Below are 18,470 nucleotides of genomic sequence, written 5' to 3'. Positions count from 1 at the left end.
TGTCTTCCACCCCCGTACAAATGAAATAGATGTCTCACGATCCGGACGAAGGGCAGAAACTCCCGTCCGGTGAGTGAGACTGGTGCAACCGTAGACGGTATGAGGAAACGAGGTCGCATGATGCGTACGCGTCCGCTGAAGGTGGCGCTGCTGGGCTGTGGAGTGGTCGGCTCAGAGGTGGCGCGCATCATGACGACGCACGCCGACGACCTCGCCGCAAGGATCGGCGCTCCCGTGGAGCTCGCGGGGGTGGCCGTACGGCGGCCGTCCAAGGTCCGTGAGGGCATCGACCCCGCACTCATCACCACCGACGCCACCGCCCTCGTCAAACGCGGCGACATCGACGTCGTGGTGGAGGTCATCGGCGGCATCGAGCCCGCCCGCGCCCTCATCACCACCGCCTTCGAGCACGGCGCCTCCGTCGTGTCGGCCAACAAGGCACTCCTCGCCCAGGACGGCGCCGCCCTTCACGCCGCCGCGGAAGCGAACGATAAGGACCTCTACTACGAGGCCGCCGTCGCCGGCGCCATCCCGCTGATCCGCCCGCTGCGCGAGTCCCTCGCCGGCGACAAGGTCAACCGGGTGCTCGGCATCGTCAACGGGACGACCAACTTCATCCTCGACAAGATGGACTCCACGGGGGCGGGTTATCAGGAGGCCCTCGACGAGGCCACCGCCCTGGGCTACGCGGAAGCCGACCCGACCGCAGACGTCGAAGGGTTCGACGCCGCCGCCAAGGCCGCCATCCTCGCCGGTATCGCCTTCCACACGCGCGTGCGCCTCGACGACGTCTACCGCGAGGGCATGACCGAGGTGACCGCGGCCGACTTCGCCTCCGCGAAGGAGATGGGCTGCACCATCAAGCTGCTCGCCATCTGCGAGCGGGCCGAGGACGGGGCCTCCGTCACCGCGCGCGTGCATCCCGCCATGATTCCGCTGACCCACCCGCTCGCCTCCGTGCGCGGCGCGTACAACGCCGTGTTCGTGGAGTCCGACGCCTCCGGGCAGCTCATGTTCTACGGCCCCGGCGCGGGCGGTTCCCCGACCGCGTCCGCCGTGCTCGGCGACCTCGTCGCCGTCTGCCGCAACCGGCTCAGCGGGGCAACGGGGCCCGGCGAGTCGGCGTACGCCGCCCTGCCCGTCTCGCCCATGGGCGAGGTCGTCACGCGCTACCACATCAGCCTCGACGTCGCCGACAAACCGGGTGTTCTCGCCCAGGTGGCGACCGTGTTCGCGGAGCACGGAGTCTCGATCGATACGGTGCGCCAGCAGGGCAAGGACGGCGAGGCCTCCCTCGTCGTCGTCACCCACCGTGCGTCCGACGCGGCCCTCGGCGGGACCGTCGAGGCGTTGCGCAAGCTCGACACCGTGCGGGGTGTCGCCAGCATCATGCGGGTTGAAGGAGAGTAACCAGCAATGACCCACCAGTGGCGCGGAATCATCGAGGAGTACCGGGACCGGCTGCCCGTCTCCGACACCACGCCGGTCGTGACGCTCCGTGAGGGCGGCACGCCCCTCGTGCCCGCGCAGGTGCTCTCCGAGCGCACGGGCTGCGAGGTCCACCTCAAGGTGGAAGGCGCCAACCCCACCGGGTCCTTCAAGGACCGCGGCATGACCATGGCCATCAGCAAGGCCAAGGAGGAGGGCGCGAAGGCCGTCATCTGCGCCTCCACCGGCAACACCTCCGCCTCCGCCGCCGCCTACGCCGTGCGCGCGGGCATGGTTTCGGCCGTTCTCGTCCCGCAGGGAAAGATCGCGCTCGGCAAGATGGGCCAGGCGCTCGTGCACGGCGCGAAGATCCTCCAGGTCGACGGCAACTTCGACGACTGCCTCACGCTCGCCCGTGACCTGAGCGACAACTACCCCGTGGCGCTGGTCAATTCGGTCAATCCGGTGCGTATCGAGGGCCAGAAGACGGCCGCCTTCGAGATCGTGGACATGCTGGGCGACGCCCCCGACATCCACGTCCTGCCGGTCGGCAACGCAGGCAACATCACCGCGTACTGGAAGGGCTACAAGGAGTACGCCGCCGACGGTGTCTCGAAGCAGACCCCGCGGATGTGGGGTTTCCAGGCCTCCGGCTCCGCGCCCATCGTGCGCGGCGAGGTCGTCAAGGACCCGTCGACCATCGCCACCGCCATCCGCATCGGCAACCCGGCCTCGTGGCAGTACGCGCTTGCCGCGCGGGACGAGTCCGGCGGGTTCATCGACGAGGTGACGGACCGTGAAATCCTGCGCGCCTACCGGCTGTTGGCCGCGCAGGAGGGCGTCTTCGTGGAGCCCGCGTCCGCCGCGTCCGTGGCCGGTCTGCTGAAGGCGGCCGAGCAGGGCAAGGTCGACCCGGGCCAGCGGATCGTGTGCACCGTCACCGGCAACGGCCTCAAGGACCCCGACTGGGCCGTCGCAGGCGCCCCGCAGCCCGTCACCGTCCCGGTCGACGCGGCGACGGCGGCCGAGCGGCTCGGGCTGGCGTAGGGGCCCACACCCCGCCGCCGGGGCGCCGCACGCCGCGTAGCGGTGCCACACCCCGTCGTACGGGGCTCGCGTACGCGAGTAAGACGGCGCTTACCTGGGGAACTTCCCTACGGGGGGTGCACAGGGGGCTTACGACACGCATCGTGCGCCTCCTGTGCGCCCTATGTCGCCACAGAACCTACCTTCGATAGGCTGTACTGAACCCGCCCGCCGCATATGCCTCCGCATGGGGCTCGGTGCCGCGCCGTCTCCGTGGCCCGGAAGCGGCCGGTCCCTCCGGCCGTCAGGCGGAACCCAGGGTTCCTCGTACGTCATCGAATGTCTTCGACAATCACGCAGCTCAAGGAGAGTCATCGAGCGATGGCCGGTCCAGCCTTCCGCGCCGCCGCCGTCCGGGTGCGCGTCCCCGCCACCAGCGCCAACCTCGGCCCGGGCTTCGACGCCCTCGGCCTGTCGCTGGGGCTCTACGACGACGTCGTCGTTCGGGTGGCCGACTCCGGGCTGCACATCGACATCGCGGGTGAGGGCAGCGAGACGCTGCCGCGTGACGAAAAGCACCTTCTCGTACGGTCCCTGCGCACCGCCTTCGATCTGCTGGGCGGCCAGCCGCGCGGCCTGGAGATCGTCTGCGCCAACCGCATCCCGCACGGCCGGGGCCTGGGCTCCTCCTCGGCCGCCATCTGCGCCGGCATCGTCGCCGCGCGCGCCGTGACCATAGGCGGCGAGGCCAGGCTCGACGACGCGGCCCTCCTGGAGCTCGCCACCGAGATCGAGGGCCATCCCGACAACGTGGCGGCCTGTCTGCTCGGCGGATTCACCCTCTCCTGGATGGAGGGCGGCGCCGCCCGCGCGATCAGGATGGATCCCGCCGATTCCATCGTTCCGGTGGTTTTCGTGCCCGGAAAGCCGGTCCTCACCGAGACCGCGCGCGGCCTGCTCCCGCGCACCGTGCCGCATGTCGACGCCGCCACCAACGCGGGCCGTGCCGCCCTGCTCGTCGAGGCCCTGACCAGGCGTCCCGAGCTGCTGCTGCCCGCCACCGAGGACCGTCTCCACCAGGAGTACCGCGCACCGGCGATGCCCGAGAGCGCGGCGCTCGTGGAGCGGCTGCGGGCCGACGGGGTCCCGGCAGTCATCTCCGGCGCGGGCCCCACGGTGCTGGCACTGGCCGACGAGGAAAGCGCCGACAAGGTGGCCCATCTGGCAGGCGAAGGGTGGGCCGCGAACCGGCTCGATCTCGACGCCCAGGGAGCGAGCGTGCTCCCGCTTGCGCCCTCCGGTGACATTTAAAAGCGCACGGTTGCCGGATTTCGAGAGGGGGAATGTTTGTTGGATCCGGTAGTGTTAACCTCAAGTCTGCACCCGACCCCACCATGGCGAGGTGCTTCGTGTCCCCGTCCGGGACAGACATTCTTCCGGGAGCCTCCCAAGCCGCACTGTGTTTCGTACGACGTACGCGGGCAGTACCTCGTACGCGGGCACTGAGCGACTTGCCGGGCACGCTCCGGAACCGGCGCGACCGAGCCGAGTGACACAGACACTGAGTGCCACGGCTCTGGGAAGCGCCATCACCAGATATTCCTCCGCCGCATTGGCGGACCACCGCCCCGGCACGGTCCACACACCAGGGACCGAAGTCGGACAGCACAACCGGTCGCCGAGCCAGACAGGCCGACGTCCGCTCCAGGGAAGGACCCTTCGTGAGCGACACCACCGATCTGATGGGCGCACGTGTCGAGGAGACCGCTGCCGCGCCCGCCACGGACGCCTCCGCGCCTGCCACCGGTGCCGGCTCCCGGCGGCGCCGCGGTACCGGCCTCGAGGGCATGGTGCTGGCCGAGCTGCAGCAGGTCGCCTCGGGCCTCGGAATCAGGGGCACCGCGCGTATGCGCAAGAGCCAGCTGATCGAGGTCATCAAGGAGGCGCAGGCGGGTGGAGGTGCCCCGGCCGCGAAGGCCGACGCCGCCACCGAGACCAAGCCGAAGCGCCGCGCCACCTCCCGGGCCCGTACGGGCGACGAGGCCGCCGCCGACAAGAAGGCGGAGAAGGCGGCTGAGGCCCCCGCCGAGAAGGCCGTGGCCCAGCAGCAGATCGAGATCCCCGGCCAGCCGGCCTCCGACGACGCGCCGGCCGAGCGCCGCCGTCGCCGCGCCTCCGCCGAGGCGGGCGCCCCCGCGGCCGCCCCCGAGACGGTCGCCGCCGAGGCCAAGAGCGAGCCGAAGGCCGAGACGCCCGCGCAGTCGCAGGCCCAGCAGGGCGACGCCAAGGGCGAAGCCGGTGAGGGCGGCGAGGGCCGCCGTCGTGACCGTCGCGAGCGCGGCCGGGACCGTGACCGCGGCGACCGCGGTGACCGTGGCGACCGTGGCGACCGCCGCAAGGGTGACGACCAGCAGGGCGGCCAGCGCGGCCAGCAGCAGGGTCAGCAGCAGGGCGGCAGCCGTCAGGACCGTGACCGCCAGCAGCAGGACGACGACGACTTCGAGGGCGGCCGCCGTGGCCGTCGCGGGCGTTACCGCGACCGCCGTGGCCGTCGCGGCCGTGACGACATCGCCTCCGAGCCGCAGATCGCCGAGGACGACGTCCTGATCCCCGTCGCGGGCATCCTGGACATCCTCGACAACTACGCCTTCATCCGTACGTCGGGCTACCTGCCCGGGCCGAACGACGTGTACGTCTCCCTCGCCCAGGTCCGCAAGAACGGCCTGCGCAAGGGCGACCACATCACGGGCGCGGTCCGTCAGCCCAAGGAAGGCGAGCGGCGTGAGAAGTTCAACGCGCTGGTGCGTCTGGACTCCGTCAACGGCATGGCGCCCGAACACGGCCGCGGCCGCCCGGAGTTCAACAAGCTCACCCCGCTGTACCCGCAGGACCGGCTCCGTCTGGAGACCGACCCGGGCGTGCTGACCACCCGCATCATCGACCTCGTGTCGCCCATCGGTAAGGGCCAGCGCGGTCTGATCGTGGCCCCGCCGAAGACCGGCAAGACCATGATCATGCAGGCGATCGCCAACGCGATCACGCACAACAACCCCGAGTGCCACCTGATGGTCGTCCTTGTCGACGAGCGTCCGGAAGAGGTCACCGACATGCAGCGGTCGGTCAAGGGCGAGGTCATCTCCTCGACCTTCGACCGCCCGGCCGAGGACCACACGACGGTCGCCGAGCTCGCCATCGAGCGCGCCAAGCGGCTCGTCGAGCTCGGGCACGACGTGGTCGTCCTGCTGGACTCCATCACGCGTCTGGGCCGTGCGTACAACCTGGCCGCCCCGGCCTCCGGCCGCATCCTGTCCGGTGGTGTCGACTCGACCGCGCTGTACCCGCCGAAGCGCTTCTTCGGTGCGGCCCGCAACATCGAGGACGGCGGCTCGCTGACCATCCTCGCCACCGCGCTGGTGGACACCGGGTCCCGCATGGACGAGGTGATCTTCGAGGAGTTCAAGGGCACCGGCAACATGGAGCTCAAGCTCGACCGGAAGCTCGCCGACAAGCGCATCTTCCCGGCGGTGGACGTGGACGCGTCCGGTACCCGTAAGGAAGAGATCCTGCTCGGCAACGAGGAGCTCGCGGTCGTCTGGAAGCTGCGCCGGGTGCTGCACGCGCTCGACCAGCAGCAGGCGATCGAGCTGCTGCTCGACAAGATGAAGCAGACCAAGTCGAACGTCGAGTTCCTGATGCAGATTCAGAAGACGACGCCGACGCCCGGGAATGGTGACTAATCGCCGTTGAGCTGTCGGCTGGTTGTCGGCTGCGGGTAGTTCGCGGCTGATTGCGCCCACGCGGCGGAGAATTGAATACAGCCCCGCGCCCCTTGGGGCGCGTTGAGGCCGCCCTACGTCATTCAGTGACGTAGGGCGGCCTTTTGGCGCTGATAGGGACGGGTGTATTCGTGCGCCCCTTCCTACTCCTGTGCCTCTGGGGGGACTTTCTTGACCACCACCACGTCCGGCAGCGGTCGTCACAGACGCCGGATTCGTTTCGGGCTGCCCGTTGCCGCCGCCGGCGTCGCCGCGGCCGTTGCCGCCGCGCTGCTGACCTCGTCCGCGGGGGCCGCCACCGCGCTGCCGAAGCCGACCGTGAAGCCTGCCACCAGTTCGGCCTCGCTCGCCGAGCTGGAGCGGCGCGTCGCGGGTGCCGTCGAGGGTGACGACACCGCGGGGGAGACGGCCCAGAAGTCGTCGTACAGCGCGAGCACCAGCAGCTCCTCCGGGGACTCCCCGGTGAGCCCCATGGTCATCGGTGGCACCGAGACCACCATCACCTCGGCGCCCTGGATGGCGCAGCTCTGGTACTACGACGACCAGGGCACCACCGACGAGGCCGACGACATCGGGTTCTTCTGCGGAGGCGCCGTCGTCGCGCCGACGAAGATCCTCACCGCCGCGCACTGCGTCAAGGGTTACGACTGGTACAACTACGGCGCCGTCGTCACCGGCACCGCCCAGCTGCCCACCACCGACGACGCCGGCAACACCGACCTGCACGGCGGCACGGTCACCCTGCCGCACCGGCAGTGGAACCACCCGTCGTACAACGCGACGACGATCGACAACGACATCGCCGTCATCACGCTGGCCAACGCGGTCAAGGCGACGCCGATCCGCATGACGACGTCCGGCGACACCGCCTCGTACGCCGCCGGGACGAGCGCCAAGGTCTACGGGTGGGGCCGTACCAGCTCCACCAACCAGGACATCTCGCAGACGCTGAAGACGGCCACGCTGCCCATCCAGTCCGACACCACCTGCACCGGCTACTACGGCACCGAGTTCATCAAGGGCCACATGGTCTGCGCGGGCAACCCGGCGAGCGGCAGCGACGACGGCACCACCTCCGCCTGCAACGGTGACTCCGGCGGGCCGCTCGTCGTGAACGGCCGGATCGTCGGTGTCGTGTCCTGGGGTGTGCAGGACTGCGTCGCCGAGGGCGCCTACAGCGTCTTCTCCAAGGTCAGCACGTACGTCGGCGCCGCCTACCCGCGCGTCGACGACACCAACATCAGCGGTGACCACCGGGCCGACCTGTGGCTGCGCAACGCCTCCACGAAGACCGGCTACTCGAAGGACTCCAACGGCACCTCGTTCGCCGCGCGCGAGTCGTGGGACGACTGGAGCGGCGTCAACCTCGTCCTGCAGACCGACCTGGACCGGGACGGCTACCAGGACCTGCTGTTCCGGCGCAGCTCCGACGGCGATGTGTTCTGGGCCCACTTCGTGCAGTCCAGCAGCAGCTGCCCGTCCGGTTGCTGGGCCACCAAGCAGATCGCCGACAACTGGGCGAGCCGCACCCGCATCGTCGTCCCCGGTGATGTCACCGGCGACTACAAGCCCGACCTGCTCTCGGTCGACTCCGCCGGCTACCTGTGGATCTACCCGGGCAACGGCAACGGCACGTTCGGGACCCGCGTGAAGGTCGGCTCCGGCTGGAACCAGTACAACTCCCTGCGCGGCCACGGCGACTTCACCGGCGACGGCAAGACCGACCTGATCGCCCGCAGCAAGACAGGCGGCTACATCTACCTGTACAAGGGCACCGGCAAGGCCGGCACGGGAGCCTTCTCCACCCGTATCAAGGTCCGCACCTGGGCGAGCTACACCGGCTTCGACGCCGTCGGTGACGTCACCGGCGACGGCAAGGCCGACTTCCTGGCCCGCAACTCCTCCGGCACGCTCTACCTGTACCCGGGCACCGGAAAGGCCACCAGCGAGATCTTTGCCACACCGAAGTCCGTCGGCACCGATTACAACCAGTACGACATCTTCGGCTGAAACAGCAGGTGAGCGGGGTACACCCGATTTCACCGACTACGCACGGTGCCCATCGCCCCCAGGCGGTGGGCACCGTCCGTTGTGCAACCCTTTCCCGGGTTTCCCCGTCTGACCGGACGGGGTGACGATGGTGCGGTACGGGTCGTAATCGACCAGGCCTGACCGTGAAAGCAGGGGGTAACCGACCGGACGAGAACCGAGGAGCACAGTGTCCGCCGAGAGCACGCCGGAGCCCGGCATACCGGGTGGGACCGGCACCGCCGGCCCGCGCCACCGCGCCAAGGGCCGCCGCCGCAAGCCCCGCGACAAGCGCAAGGGCATGTTGATCATGGCCTGGACGGCCGCGGGCATCGTGGTCCTGGGCGGCACCGGAGCCGGCTACCTCTACTTCAAGCTCAACGGCAACATCAAGAGCGTCGACATCGACCAGGCCCTCGGCACCGACCGGCCGGAGAAGGTCGACAACGGCTCGGAGAACATCCTCGTCCTCGGCTCCGACACCCGCTCCGGCAGCAACAAGAAGCTCGGCGGCGGCACCGACGACGGCAGCGCCCGCTCGGACACGGCGATGATCGTGCACGTCTACGAGGGGCACAAGAAGGCCAGCGTGGTCTCCATCCCGCGCGACACCCTCGTCGACCGCCCCGAGTGCACCGACACCAACGGCGACACCCACGACGCCGTGTCCGGCAAGATGTTCAACGAGGCGTACTCCACGGGCGGTGCCGCCTGCACGGTGAAGACCGTCGAGTCCCTCACCGGCATCCGCATGGACCACTACCTCGAGGTCGACTTCTCCGGCTTCCAGAAGCTCATCGACGAGCTCGGCGGTGTCACGGTCAAGACCACCCAGGACATCAACGACCCCGAGAGCCACCTCAACCTCAAGGCCGGCACCCACGACCTCACCGGCAAGCAGGCCCTCGGCCTGGTCCGCACCCGCCACGGCGTCGGCGACGGCTCCGACCTCGGCCGCATCCAGCTCCAGCAGGCCTTCATCAAGGCGCTGATCAACCAGGTCAAGGACATCAACCTCTTCGGCAACCCGAAGAAGCTCTACGACCTCGCCGACACCGCGACCAACGCCGTCACCACCGACTCCGACCTCGGCACGGTCAACAAGCTCATGTCCTTCGCCAGCGGCCTGAAGGGCATCAGCTCCAAGAACATGACCATGATCACGATGCCGGTCCAGTACGACCCGGCGGACCAGAACCGGGTGCTGGTGGAGAAGGCGAAGGCCCAGCTGGTGTGGGATGCCTTGAAGAACGACAAGGCGATCCCGAAGTCGGCAACAGAAGGCACCGCGACGGGCGATGCCAAGGGTGTCGTGAACGCCACCTAGGGGCGCGGGGCTGTATCGATATGCGGCTCCGCCGCGTGGGCGCGACAAGCCACGAACCACCCGCAGACGACCACGGCGATCAAGAGTCAATCTCTTCCGCGAACCCACCCCCGGCCCGCGGGGAATACTCGACAGCAACCCCCGGTTTTGGGGGATGGCCCCAGTCCTGGCAGACTGGTACGTCGGCTCCGGTTCACGCTCCCGCACCCCGCGGCAGCGACCCGGCGCCCTCCCGAAACATAGGAGACACCTTGAAGCGCGACATCCACCCCGAGTACGTCGAGACGCAGGTCAGCTGCACCTGTGGCGCGTCGTTCACCACCCGTAGCACGATCACCAGCGGCACCATCCGTGCCGAGGTCTGCTCCGAGTGCCACCCGTTCTACACGGGCAAGCAGAAGATCCTCGACACCGGTGGCCGTGTGGCCCGCTTCGAGGCCCGCTTCGGCAAGGCTGCTGCCGGCTCCAAGAAGTAGCGAGCTCCAATTCGCCGGTCCACGGCCGCGCCCTGTCCAGGCGCGCCGGGACCGGCGTTTTTGGTCGCCGCCCACTTCACCCCCGTACACACAGGAGCCCAAGATGTTCGAGGCCGTCGAGGAACTCGTCGCCGAGCACGCCGACCTGGAGAAGAAGCTCGCCGACCCGTCGGTCCACTCCGACCAGGCCAACGCGCGCAAGCTGAACAAGCGCTACGCCGAGCTCACCCCGATCGTCGCCACGTACCGCTCCTGGAAGCAGACCGGCGACGACATCGAGACCGCGCGTGAACTCGGCGCCGACGACCCGGAGTTCGCCGCCGAGGTCAAGGAGCTGGAGAAGCAGCGCGAGGAGCTGACCGAGAAGCTGCGCCTGCTGCTCGTCCCGCGCGACCCGAGTGACGACAAGGACGTCATTCTGGAGATCAAGGCGGGCGCCGGTGGCGACGAGTCCGCGCTCTTCGCGGGCGACCTGCTGCGCATGTACCTGCGCTACGCCGAGCGCGTCGGCTGGAAGACCGAGATCATCGACGCCACCGAGTCCGAGCTCGGCGGCTACAAGGACGTCCAGGTCGCGGTGAAGACCAAGGGCGGCCAGGGCGCGACCGAGCCCGGACAGGGCGTGTGGGCGCGGCTGAAGTACGAGGGTGGTGTGCACCGCGTGCAGCGCGTGCCCGCGACCGAGTCCCAGGGCCGCATCCACACCTCCGCGGCCGGTGTGCTGGTCACGCCGGAGGCCGAGGAGATCGACGTCGAGATCAACCCGAACGACCTGCGCATCGACGTGTACCGGTCGTCCGGCCCGGGCGGTCAGTCCGTCAACACCACCGACTCCGCCGTGCGCATCACGCACATTCCGACCGGAGTCGTCGCCTCCTGCCAGAACGAGAAGAGCCAGCTGCAGAACAAGGAGCAGGCGATGCGTATCCTGCGCTCCAGGCTGCTCGCCGCGGCGCAGGAGGAGGCGGAGAAGGAGGCCGCGGACGCCCGCCGCAGCCAGGTCCGCACCGTCGACCGCTCCGAGAAGATCCGCACCTACAACTTCCCGGAGAATCGCATCTCGGACCACCGCGTGGGCTTCAAGGCGTACAACCTGGACCAGGTCCTGGACGGCGACCTCGACGCGGTGATCCAGGCCTGCGTCGACGCGGACTCGGCGGCGAAGCTGGCGGCCGCGTAACGACGTAAGGGACGTACGCACGGACGAGTACGACACGGAGGACTTGCGTGCAGCAATCTTTTGGGGGGCGACCCCAAAGCCCCCGCAGCGTGCTGCTCGCGGAGGTGGCACAGGCCACCCAGCGGCTGGCCGATGCCGGCGTGCCCTCACCGCGCACCGACGCGGAGGAGCTCGCCGCGTTCGTGCACGGCGTGAAGCGGGGCGAGCTGCACTCCGTGAAGGACGCGGACTTCGACGCCCGGTACTGGGAGGTCATCGCCCGGCGTGAACAGCGCGAGCCGCTGCAGCACATCACCGGGCGGGCCTACTTCCGCTATCTCGAACTCCAAGTCGGGCCCGGCGTCTTCGTGCCCCGCCCCGAGACCGAGTCGGTCGTCGGGTGGGCCATAGACGCCGTGCGCGCGATGGACGTCGTCGAGCCCTGCATCGTCGACCTGTGCACCGGCTCCGGCGCCATCGCGCTCGCCCTCGCCCAGGAGGTCCCGCGCTCCCGCGTGCACGCCGTGGAGCTGTCCGAGGACGCCCTGGCGTGGACGCGGAAGAACGTGGCGGGGTCGCGGGTGGACCTGCGTCAGGGCAACGCCCTCGACGCGTTCCCCGACCTCGACGGCCAGGTCGACCTGGTCATCTCCAACCCGCCCTACATCCCGCTCACCGAATGGGAGTACGTCGCTCCCGAGGCGCGGGACTACGACCCCGAACTCGCCCTGTTCTCGGGCGAGGACGGCCTCGACCTCATCCGCGGTCTGGAACGGACCGCACACCGCCTGCTGCGCCCCGGCGGCGTCGTCGTCATCGAGCACGCCGACACCCAGGGCGGCCAGGTGCCGTGGATCTTCACCGAGGAGCGGGGCTGGGCCGACGCGGCAGACCACCCCGACCTCAACAACCGCCCCCGGTTCGCGACCGCCCGCAAGGCGCTGCCGTGACCAGCCGCAGAACTTCATCCCCGCAGTACGTGTACGAGGAGGCCCGCTAGATGGCACGGCGATACGACACCAACGACGCGACCGACCGCACGACGGGTCTGCGCGAAGCCGCGTCCGCCGTCCGCCGGGGTGAGCTCGTGGTCCTCCCGACCGACACGGTGTACGGCATCGGCGCCGACGCGTTCTCCAAGGAGGCCGTCGGCGACCTGCTGGAGGCCAAGGGGCGGGGCCGCAACATGCCGACCCCAGTGCTGATCGGGTCCCCGAACACGCTCCATGGTCTCGTCACCGACTTCTCCGAGCTGGCCTGGGAGCTGGTGGACGCGTTCTGGCCGGGCGCCCTGACGCTCGTCGCCAAGCACCAGCCGTCCCTGCAGTGGGACCTGGGCGACACCCGGGGCACGGTTGCCGTGCGCATGCCACTGCACCCGGTCGCCATCGAGCTGCTCACCGAGGTCGGCCCGATGGCCGTGTCCTCGGCGAACCTGACCGGGCACCCGGCGCCGGAGGACTGTGACGCCGCGCAGGAGATGCTCGGCGACTCGGTGTCCGTCTACCTCGACGGCGGCCCGACCCCGGGGAACGTGCCGTCCTCGATCGTCGACGTCACCCGCGAGGTCCCGCTGCTGCTGCGTGAGGGCGCCCTCTCCGCGGACGAGCTGCGGAAGGTCGTACCCGACCTCGAGGTGGCGAATTGACAGCCCCTGAGGCGGGGCGTGGCATAGGCAACGCGGAACATGCCGCGGAGATCACGACCACCTTCGTCGGGCTCCCGCGCGACAGCTTCCGCATCCTCCACGTCAGCACCGGCAATGTGTGCCGCTCACCCATCACCGAGCGGCTGACCCGTCATTTCGTGGCCCAGCGGCTCGGTGTGCTCGGCGGCGGGCTGATCGTGGAGAGCGCGGGCACCTGGGGCCACGAGGGCGCGCCCATGGAGGCCAACGCGGAGACCGTCCTCGCCGACTTCGGCGCGGACGCCTCCGGCTTCGTCGGCCGGGAGCTCCTCGACGAGCACGTCATCCGCGCCGACCTGGTCCTGACGGCCACCCGCGACCACCGCGCCCAGGTCATCTCGATGGGGCACTCGGCGGGCCTGCGCACCTTCACCCTCAAGGAGTTCACCCGCCTGGTGAAGGCGATAGACCCCGCGACGCTGCCGCCCCTGGACGACGGAGTGGTCACACGCGCGCGTGCGCTGGTGCGCGCTGCGGCGGCTCTACGCGGGTGGCTGCTCGCGCCGACGGCGGAGGCGGACGAGGTGTACGACCCGTACGGGGCGCCGCTGACGTTCTTCCGGTCGGTGGGGGACGAGATACACGAGGCGCTGGATCCTGTGGTCACCGCGCTCACAGGGGTACCTGCAAAGGCGTAACAACCGGGCGCCCCTGACGTACCGGGCCTACATTGGACGTACGTCACCGTCGACGCACGCCCGGAGCCCACCATGACGGTCACCCCTGCCATCGAGGCCGACGTCCTGCGCCGCCAGGACCCGCAGCTCGCCGACATCCTGCTCGGGGAGCTCGACCGGCAGTCGACGACGCTCCAGCTCATCGCCGCCGAGAACTTCACGTCACCGGCCGTGCTCGCGGCTCTCGGGTCGCCGCTCGCCAACAAGTACGCGGAGGGCTATCCGGGCGCCCGGTACCACGGCGGATGCGAGATGGTCGACGTCGCCGAGCGGCTCGCCGTGGAGCGGGCCAAGCTGCTGTTCGGGGCCGAGCACGCCAACGTGCAGTCCCACTCCGGTTCCTCGGCCGTGCTCGCCGCGTACGCCGCCCTGCTGCGGCCCGGCGACACCGTGCTCGCCCTCGGGCTGCCGTACGGCGGACACCTCACGCACGGCTCGCCCACCAACTTCTCCGGCCGCTGGTTCGACTTCGTCCCCTACGGCGTCGACGCGGAGACCGGCCTCATCGACCACGACCAGGTGCGCACCCTCGCCCACACGCACCGGCCCAAGGCGATCGTGTGCGGGTCCATCGCCTACCCCCGCCACATCGACTACGCATTCTTCCGTGAGGTCGCCGACGAGGTCGGCGCGTACCTCATCGCGGACGCCGCCCACCCGATGGGGCTCGTCGCCGGGGGAGCGGCGCCGAGTCCGGTGCCGTACGCCGACGTCGTCTGCGCGACCACGCACAAGGTGCTGCGGGGACCGCGCGGCGGCATGATCCTGTGCGGCGCGGACCTCGCCGAGCGCGTCGACCGTGCCGTCTTCCCGTTCACCCAGGGCGGCGCGCAGATGCACACCATCGCCGCCAAGGCCGTCGCGTTCGGCGAGGCGGCAACACCGGCGTTCACCGCGTACGCCCATCAGGTGGTCGCCAATGCGAGGGTCCTGGCCGCCGGGCTGGCCGCGGAGGGGCTGGTCGTCACCACGGGCGGCACCGACACCCACCTCATCACCGCCGACCCGGCACCGCTCGGCGTCGACGGCCGGGACGCGCGCGGCCGGCTCGCGGCGGCAGGGATCGTGCTGGACTGCTGCGCGCTGCCGCACGGCGACGCCCGCGGCCTGCGCCTCGGCACGGCGGCCGTGACCACCCAGGGCATGCGGGAGGAGGAGATGGCCTGGCTGGCCGGCCTGCTGGCGCGGGTACTGCGAGCGGATACCGAAAGCCAGAAGGCGCGTGAAGAAGTGCGGGAGCTGGCCGGTAGATTTCCGCCGTATCCCGGCTGAGGCGGGGTAGGCGCACTCGCATGCACAGCCACGCGTGCAACCATCGTCGCTACCCGGAAGTCCCCACACATATGCGTCGCGTATGTGTCCGTCGCTAGGGTGTGGGGCTGAGATGGCCGGCGAGACTTGTGGGGAAGCCCGTGCGTGAATACCTGCTGACGCTCTGCATCACGGCCGCGGTGACGTATCTGCTGACAGGGCCGGTACGGAAATTCGCGATCGTGGCGGGAGCGATGCCGGAGATCCGGGCACGCGACGTGCACCGGGAGCCCACTCCGCGGCTCGGCGGGATCGCGATGTTCTTCGGCCTGTGCGCGGGCCTGCTGGTCGCCGACCATCTCACCAACCTCAGTGCGGTCTTCGAGAACTCCAACGAACCGCGGGCGCTGCTCTCCGGAGCGGCGCTCATCTGGCTGATCGGCGTCCTGGACGACAAGTTCGAGATCGACGCCCTGATCAAGCTGGGCGGCCAGATGATCGCCGCCGGCGTCATGGTCATGCAGGGGCTGACGATCCTGTGGCTGCCCATCCCGGGCGTCGGCAACGTGGCGCTGACCCAGTGGCAGGGCACCCTGCTGACGGTTGCGCTGGTCGTCATCACCATCAACGCGGTCAACTTCGTCGACGGCCTGGACGGGCTCGCGGCCGGCATGGTGTGCATCGCGTCGGCCGCGTTCTTCCTCTACGCCTACCGCGTTTGGGTCTCGTACGGCATCGAGGCCGCCGCCCCGGCCACGTTGTTCGCGGCGATCCTGATGGGCATGTGCCTGGGCTTCCTGCCGCACAACATGCACCCGGCGCGGATCTTCATGGGCGACTCGGGCTCGATGCTGATCGGCCTGGTGCTGGCGGCGGGCGCCATCTCCATCACCGGCCAGGTCGACCCGGATGCGTTGAAGGTGTTCGCCCAGTCCGAGAGGGAGGCCGTGCACCAGACGGTGCCGGTCTACATCCCGCTCCTGCTGCCCCTGACGATCATCGCGATCCCGGCCGCCGACCTGGTGCTGGCGATCGTGCGCCGCACCTGGCGCGGGCAGTCCCCGTTCGCCGCCGACCGCGGCCACCTGCACCACCGCCTCCTGGAGATCGGCCACTCCCACAGCCGTGCGGTGCTGATCATGTACTTCTGGTCGGCCCTGATCGCCTTCGGTGCGCTCGCCTACTCGGTCAACTCGGCATCGATGTGGATCGTGCTCGGCGTGGTCTTCCTCAGCGCGATCGGCCTGGTCCTGCTCCTGCTCCCGCGCTTCACACCGCGCGCCCCGCGCTGGGCCGAGGCCTTCGTACCGCCGCGCTACCGCCGCGGCCGGGTCGTCGCCGAGCCCGCGGCCACGACGCCGCAGACGGCGTCCGCCGAGACACCGGCGGACGCCCCGGCCGGGACCTGCTCCGAGGAGGAGGTGCGCACGCCGGTCGCCGCCGGGGTCCCGCATGTCAACGGAGCGACCGCGATCGGGGCCCGTTCGCGGCTGGTAAGGACACGGTCAAGGTAAGAATCTGACTAGAGCATTGCCAAACCGTGGCAGTGCGATGGGGGTGCGAAGCGCCCCAATACCAGACAAGTCGACCGCGGAACTGCACAGACGCGCACTGTCACTCTCATGTGTGACGGCTGGCACACCCGACAGGTAAAGACCTCATCAAATAGTTTGTGATACGGTTCACGAGAACCCCCCGGATAGAGCCGAAGGGCCGCAGTGCGACGGTCCATTGGCGTGAGGTTCTCTCTCAGCCCGGGACTACGCTCGTCCATGACGACACCCTGCCCCCTGTGAAAGCGGAGTTGCCGCCATGCCGTCCAATGACGCCCGGATCCTGCTTCAGGCCGCTGTGCCCACAGCCGCCGTCGGCGCGATTGCCGCCGTCGTCAGTGGCGTGGTTGCCGGCGGCGAGGGGGCGATCGGGGCCGTCGTGGCCGCCGTGGTGACGATCCTGTTCATGGGCATCGGCCTTCTTGTGCTCCAGCGCACTGCCAAATCGCTTCCGCACCTGTTCCAGGCGATGGGCCTGATGCTCTACGCGGCGCAGATCCTGCTGCTGTTCGTTTTCCTCGCCGCTTTCAAGAACACGTCGCTGTTCAACCCGAAGGCATTCGCGATCACGCTCGTCGCCACCACCCTCGCGTGGATCGGCTCGCAGACGGTCGCCCATATGAAATCCAAGATCCTGTACGTCGAACCGGACTCCGCTCAGGGCAGCAAGCCCGAGAAAACGGGCCCGTCGTCGTGAGGGGTAGGGCCGGGATAAAGACGCGTTCGGCAAGCTGCTATCGTCCGGTGCCAACTGCGGCACTGCGGGCGCGGGCATCCGAGCTGACGCCTGTTCCATCGCGAGGCTCGACGCCGAACCGCCGCCCCCACATTCGAAACACCAGTCCAGTGCCGAACCGCGGCTGCACGCCGCGCCGACACAACGAGGTTGCCGTACCCATGCGCCACGCTGAAGGAGCCCGCGGTGAGTGCTGACCCGACGCAGGTGCTCGCCTTCGAGACCGACTGCCACATCTTCGACGGCTGTGGCTTCCCGGCTCCCGGCCTGCACTCGTTCCTGTTCGAGCCCATCTGGGGCCACCAGGACGACGCCGTCTACTTCAACAAGACGATGCTGCTGGCGCTGCTCGGCTCGATCATCGTCATCGGCTTCTTCTGGGCCGCCTTCCGCAAGCCGAAGGTCGTCCCGGGCAAGTTCCAGATGGTCGCGGAGGCGGGTTACGACTTCATCCGCCGTGGCGTCGTCTACGAGACCATCGGCAAGAAGGAAGGCGAGAAGTACGTACCGCTCGTCGTCTCGCTCTTCTTCTTCATCTGGATGATGAACCTCTGGTCGATCGTTCCGGTCGCTCAGTTCCCGGTCACGTCGATCATTGCCTACCCGGCAGTGCTCGCAGGGATCGTCTACATCCTGTGGGTGTCCCTGACCTTCAAGCGGCACGGTTTCGTCGGTGCGTTCAAGAACTTCACGGGCTACAACAAGGAGCTCGGCCCGGTTCTTCCGCTGGCGATGGTCATCGAGTTCTTCTCGAACCTGATCGTCCGTCCCTTCACGCACGCGGTGCGACTCTTCGCGAACATGTTCGCCGGTCACACCCTGCTCCTCCTCTTCACGATCGCCAGCTGGTACCTGCTCAACGGCATCGGGATCGCCTACGCGGGTGTCTCGTTCATCATGGTCATCGTGATGACGGCCTTCGAGCTCTTCGTCCAGGCCCTTCAGGCGTACGTCTTCGTACTCCTGACCTGCACCTTCATCCAGGGCGCGCTCGCCGAGCACCACTGAGCACCCGCCACTCACAACCCCCTCAGACGTCCGGTGGCCAACCCCCACCGGTCCTTGAAAGAGAAGGAAGAACTGGCATGTCCCAGACTCTCGCCGCTGTCTCCGGTGACCTGAAGGCCCTCGGCTCCATCGGCTACGGTCTCGCCGCCATCGGCCCCGGCGTCGGCGTCGGCATCATCTTCGGTAACGGCACCCAGGCCCTGGCCCGTCAGCCCGAGGCCGCCGGTCTGATCCGCGCCAACCAGATCCTCGGCTTCGCCTTCTGTGAGGCGCTCGCCCTGATCGGTCTGGTTATGCCGTTCGTCTACGGCTCCTGATCACTTCAGGCTGACGACAAG

Annotated in this window: 16 protein-coding genes; all 16 read left to right on the top strand. The window is 69.1% G+C overall.

The window, feature by feature from the left end; all coding sequences use genetic code 11:
• The first annotated feature begins 120 nt into the window (after nucleotides 1-120).
• Nucleotides 121-1,410 carry a homoserine dehydrogenase gene (locus ACZ7L6_RS10530; RefSeq protein WP_471923355.1) on the top strand — a complete coding sequence of 430 codons (1,290 nt, stop codon included), beginning with the start codon at nucleotides 121-123 and terminating at the stop codon, nucleotides 1,408-1,410.
• A 6-nt stretch (nucleotides 1,411-1,416) separates the two neighbouring features.
• The gene (gene thrC, locus ACZ7L6_RS10525) at nucleotides 1,417-2,475 is read left to right on the top strand and encodes a threonine synthase (RefSeq protein ID WP_433047728.1); all 1,059 of its coding nucleotides are present in this window, start codon (nucleotides 1,417-1,419) and stop codon (nucleotides 2,473-2,475) included.
• Between the two features lie 360 nt (nucleotides 2,476-2,835).
• Nucleotides 2,836-3,765, top strand: coding sequence for a homoserine kinase (gene thrB / locus ACZ7L6_RS10520; RefSeq protein ID WP_471922009.1), 930 nt, complete (start codon nucleotides 2,836-2,838; stop codon nucleotides 3,763-3,765).
• Nucleotides 3,766-4,175: 410 nt separating this feature from the next.
• The gene (gene rho / locus ACZ7L6_RS10515; RefSeq protein ID WP_471922006.1) at nucleotides 4,176-6,191 is read left to right on the top strand and encodes a transcription termination factor Rho; all 2,016 of its coding nucleotides are present in this window, start codon (nucleotides 4,176-4,178) and stop codon (nucleotides 6,189-6,191) included.
• A gap of 252 nt (nucleotides 6,192-6,443) precedes the next feature.
• Entirely contained in the window at nucleotides 6,444-8,240 is a 1,797-nt protein-coding gene (locus ACZ7L6_RS10510; RefSeq protein WP_471923353.1) for a trypsin-like serine protease, read from the top strand.
• Nucleotides 8,241-8,448: 208 nt separating this feature from the next.
• Nucleotides 8,449-9,585 carry an LCP family protein gene (locus ACZ7L6_RS10505; RefSeq protein ID WP_471922002.1) on the top strand — a complete coding sequence of 379 codons (1,137 nt, stop codon included), beginning with the start codon at nucleotides 8,449-8,451 and terminating at the stop codon, nucleotides 9,583-9,585.
• Between the two features lie 251 nt (nucleotides 9,586-9,836).
• Entirely contained in the window at nucleotides 9,837-10,061 is a 225-nt protein-coding gene (gene rpmE / locus ACZ7L6_RS10500) for a 50S ribosomal protein L31 (RefSeq protein WP_062155333.1), read from the top strand.
• A 103-nt stretch (nucleotides 10,062-10,164) separates the two neighbouring features.
• Complete coding sequence (gene prfA / locus ACZ7L6_RS10495; protein WP_471922000.1) at nucleotides 10,165-11,241, top strand: peptide chain release factor 1; 1,077 nt, start codon at nucleotides 10,165-10,167, stop codon at nucleotides 11,239-11,241.
• An 89-nt stretch (nucleotides 11,242-11,330) separates the two neighbouring features.
• Nucleotides 11,331-12,170 carry a peptide chain release factor N(5)-glutamine methyltransferase gene (gene prmC, locus ACZ7L6_RS10490; RefSeq protein ID WP_471921997.1) on the top strand — a complete coding sequence of 280 codons (840 nt, stop codon included), beginning with the start codon at nucleotides 11,331-11,333 and terminating at the stop codon, nucleotides 12,168-12,170.
• Between the two features lie 50 nt (nucleotides 12,171-12,220).
• Nucleotides 12,221-12,868 (top strand): L-threonylcarbamoyladenylate synthase, encoded by a 648-nt coding sequence (locus tag ACZ7L6_RS10485; protein ID WP_471921994.1) that lies wholly within the window; start codon nucleotides 12,221-12,223, stop codon nucleotides 12,866-12,868.
• Nucleotides 12,865-13,545: an arsenate reductase/protein-tyrosine-phosphatase family protein gene (locus ACZ7L6_RS10480; RefSeq protein ID WP_471921992.1), complete on the top strand. Its 681-nt coding sequence runs from the start codon at nucleotides 12,865-12,867 to the stop codon at nucleotides 13,543-13,545. Before ACZ7L6_RS10485 ends, ACZ7L6_RS10480 begins: the two co-directional genes overlap by 4 nt.
• 72 nt (nucleotides 13,546-13,617) lie before the next feature.
• Complete coding sequence (locus tag ACZ7L6_RS10475) at nucleotides 13,618-14,856, top strand: serine hydroxymethyltransferase (protein ID WP_471921990.1); 1,239 nt, start codon at nucleotides 13,618-13,620, stop codon at nucleotides 14,854-14,856.
• Between the two features lie 140 nt (nucleotides 14,857-14,996).
• Nucleotides 14,997-16,349, top strand: coding sequence for an MraY family glycosyltransferase (locus ACZ7L6_RS10470; RefSeq protein WP_471921988.1), 1,353 nt, complete (start codon nucleotides 14,997-14,999; stop codon nucleotides 16,347-16,349).
• A 298-nt stretch (nucleotides 16,350-16,647) separates the two neighbouring features.
• The gene (locus ACZ7L6_RS10465) at nucleotides 16,648-17,085 is read left to right on the top strand and encodes a hypothetical protein (protein ID WP_471921986.1); all 438 of its coding nucleotides are present in this window, start codon (nucleotides 16,648-16,650) and stop codon (nucleotides 17,083-17,085) included.
• A 210-nt stretch (nucleotides 17,086-17,295) separates the two neighbouring features.
• Nucleotides 17,296-18,132 carry a F0F1 ATP synthase subunit A gene (gene atpB, locus ACZ7L6_RS10460; RefSeq protein WP_471923351.1) on the top strand — a complete coding sequence of 279 codons (837 nt, stop codon included), beginning with the start codon at nucleotides 17,296-17,298 and terminating at the stop codon, nucleotides 18,130-18,132.
• A gap of 77 nt (nucleotides 18,133-18,209) precedes the next feature.
• A complete protein-coding gene (locus ACZ7L6_RS10455; RefSeq protein WP_383783703.1) occupies nucleotides 18,210-18,449 on the top strand; it encodes an ATP synthase subunit c family protein in 240 nt (79 codons plus the stop codon).
• Nucleotides 18,450-18,470 lie beyond the last annotated feature (21 nt).

It is taken from the genome of Streptomyces sp. NPDC107522 (assembly GCF_055657525.1).
The sequence above is the reverse complement of the archived record's forward strand: the minus strand, read 5'-3'. Positions and strand labels throughout refer to the sequence as shown.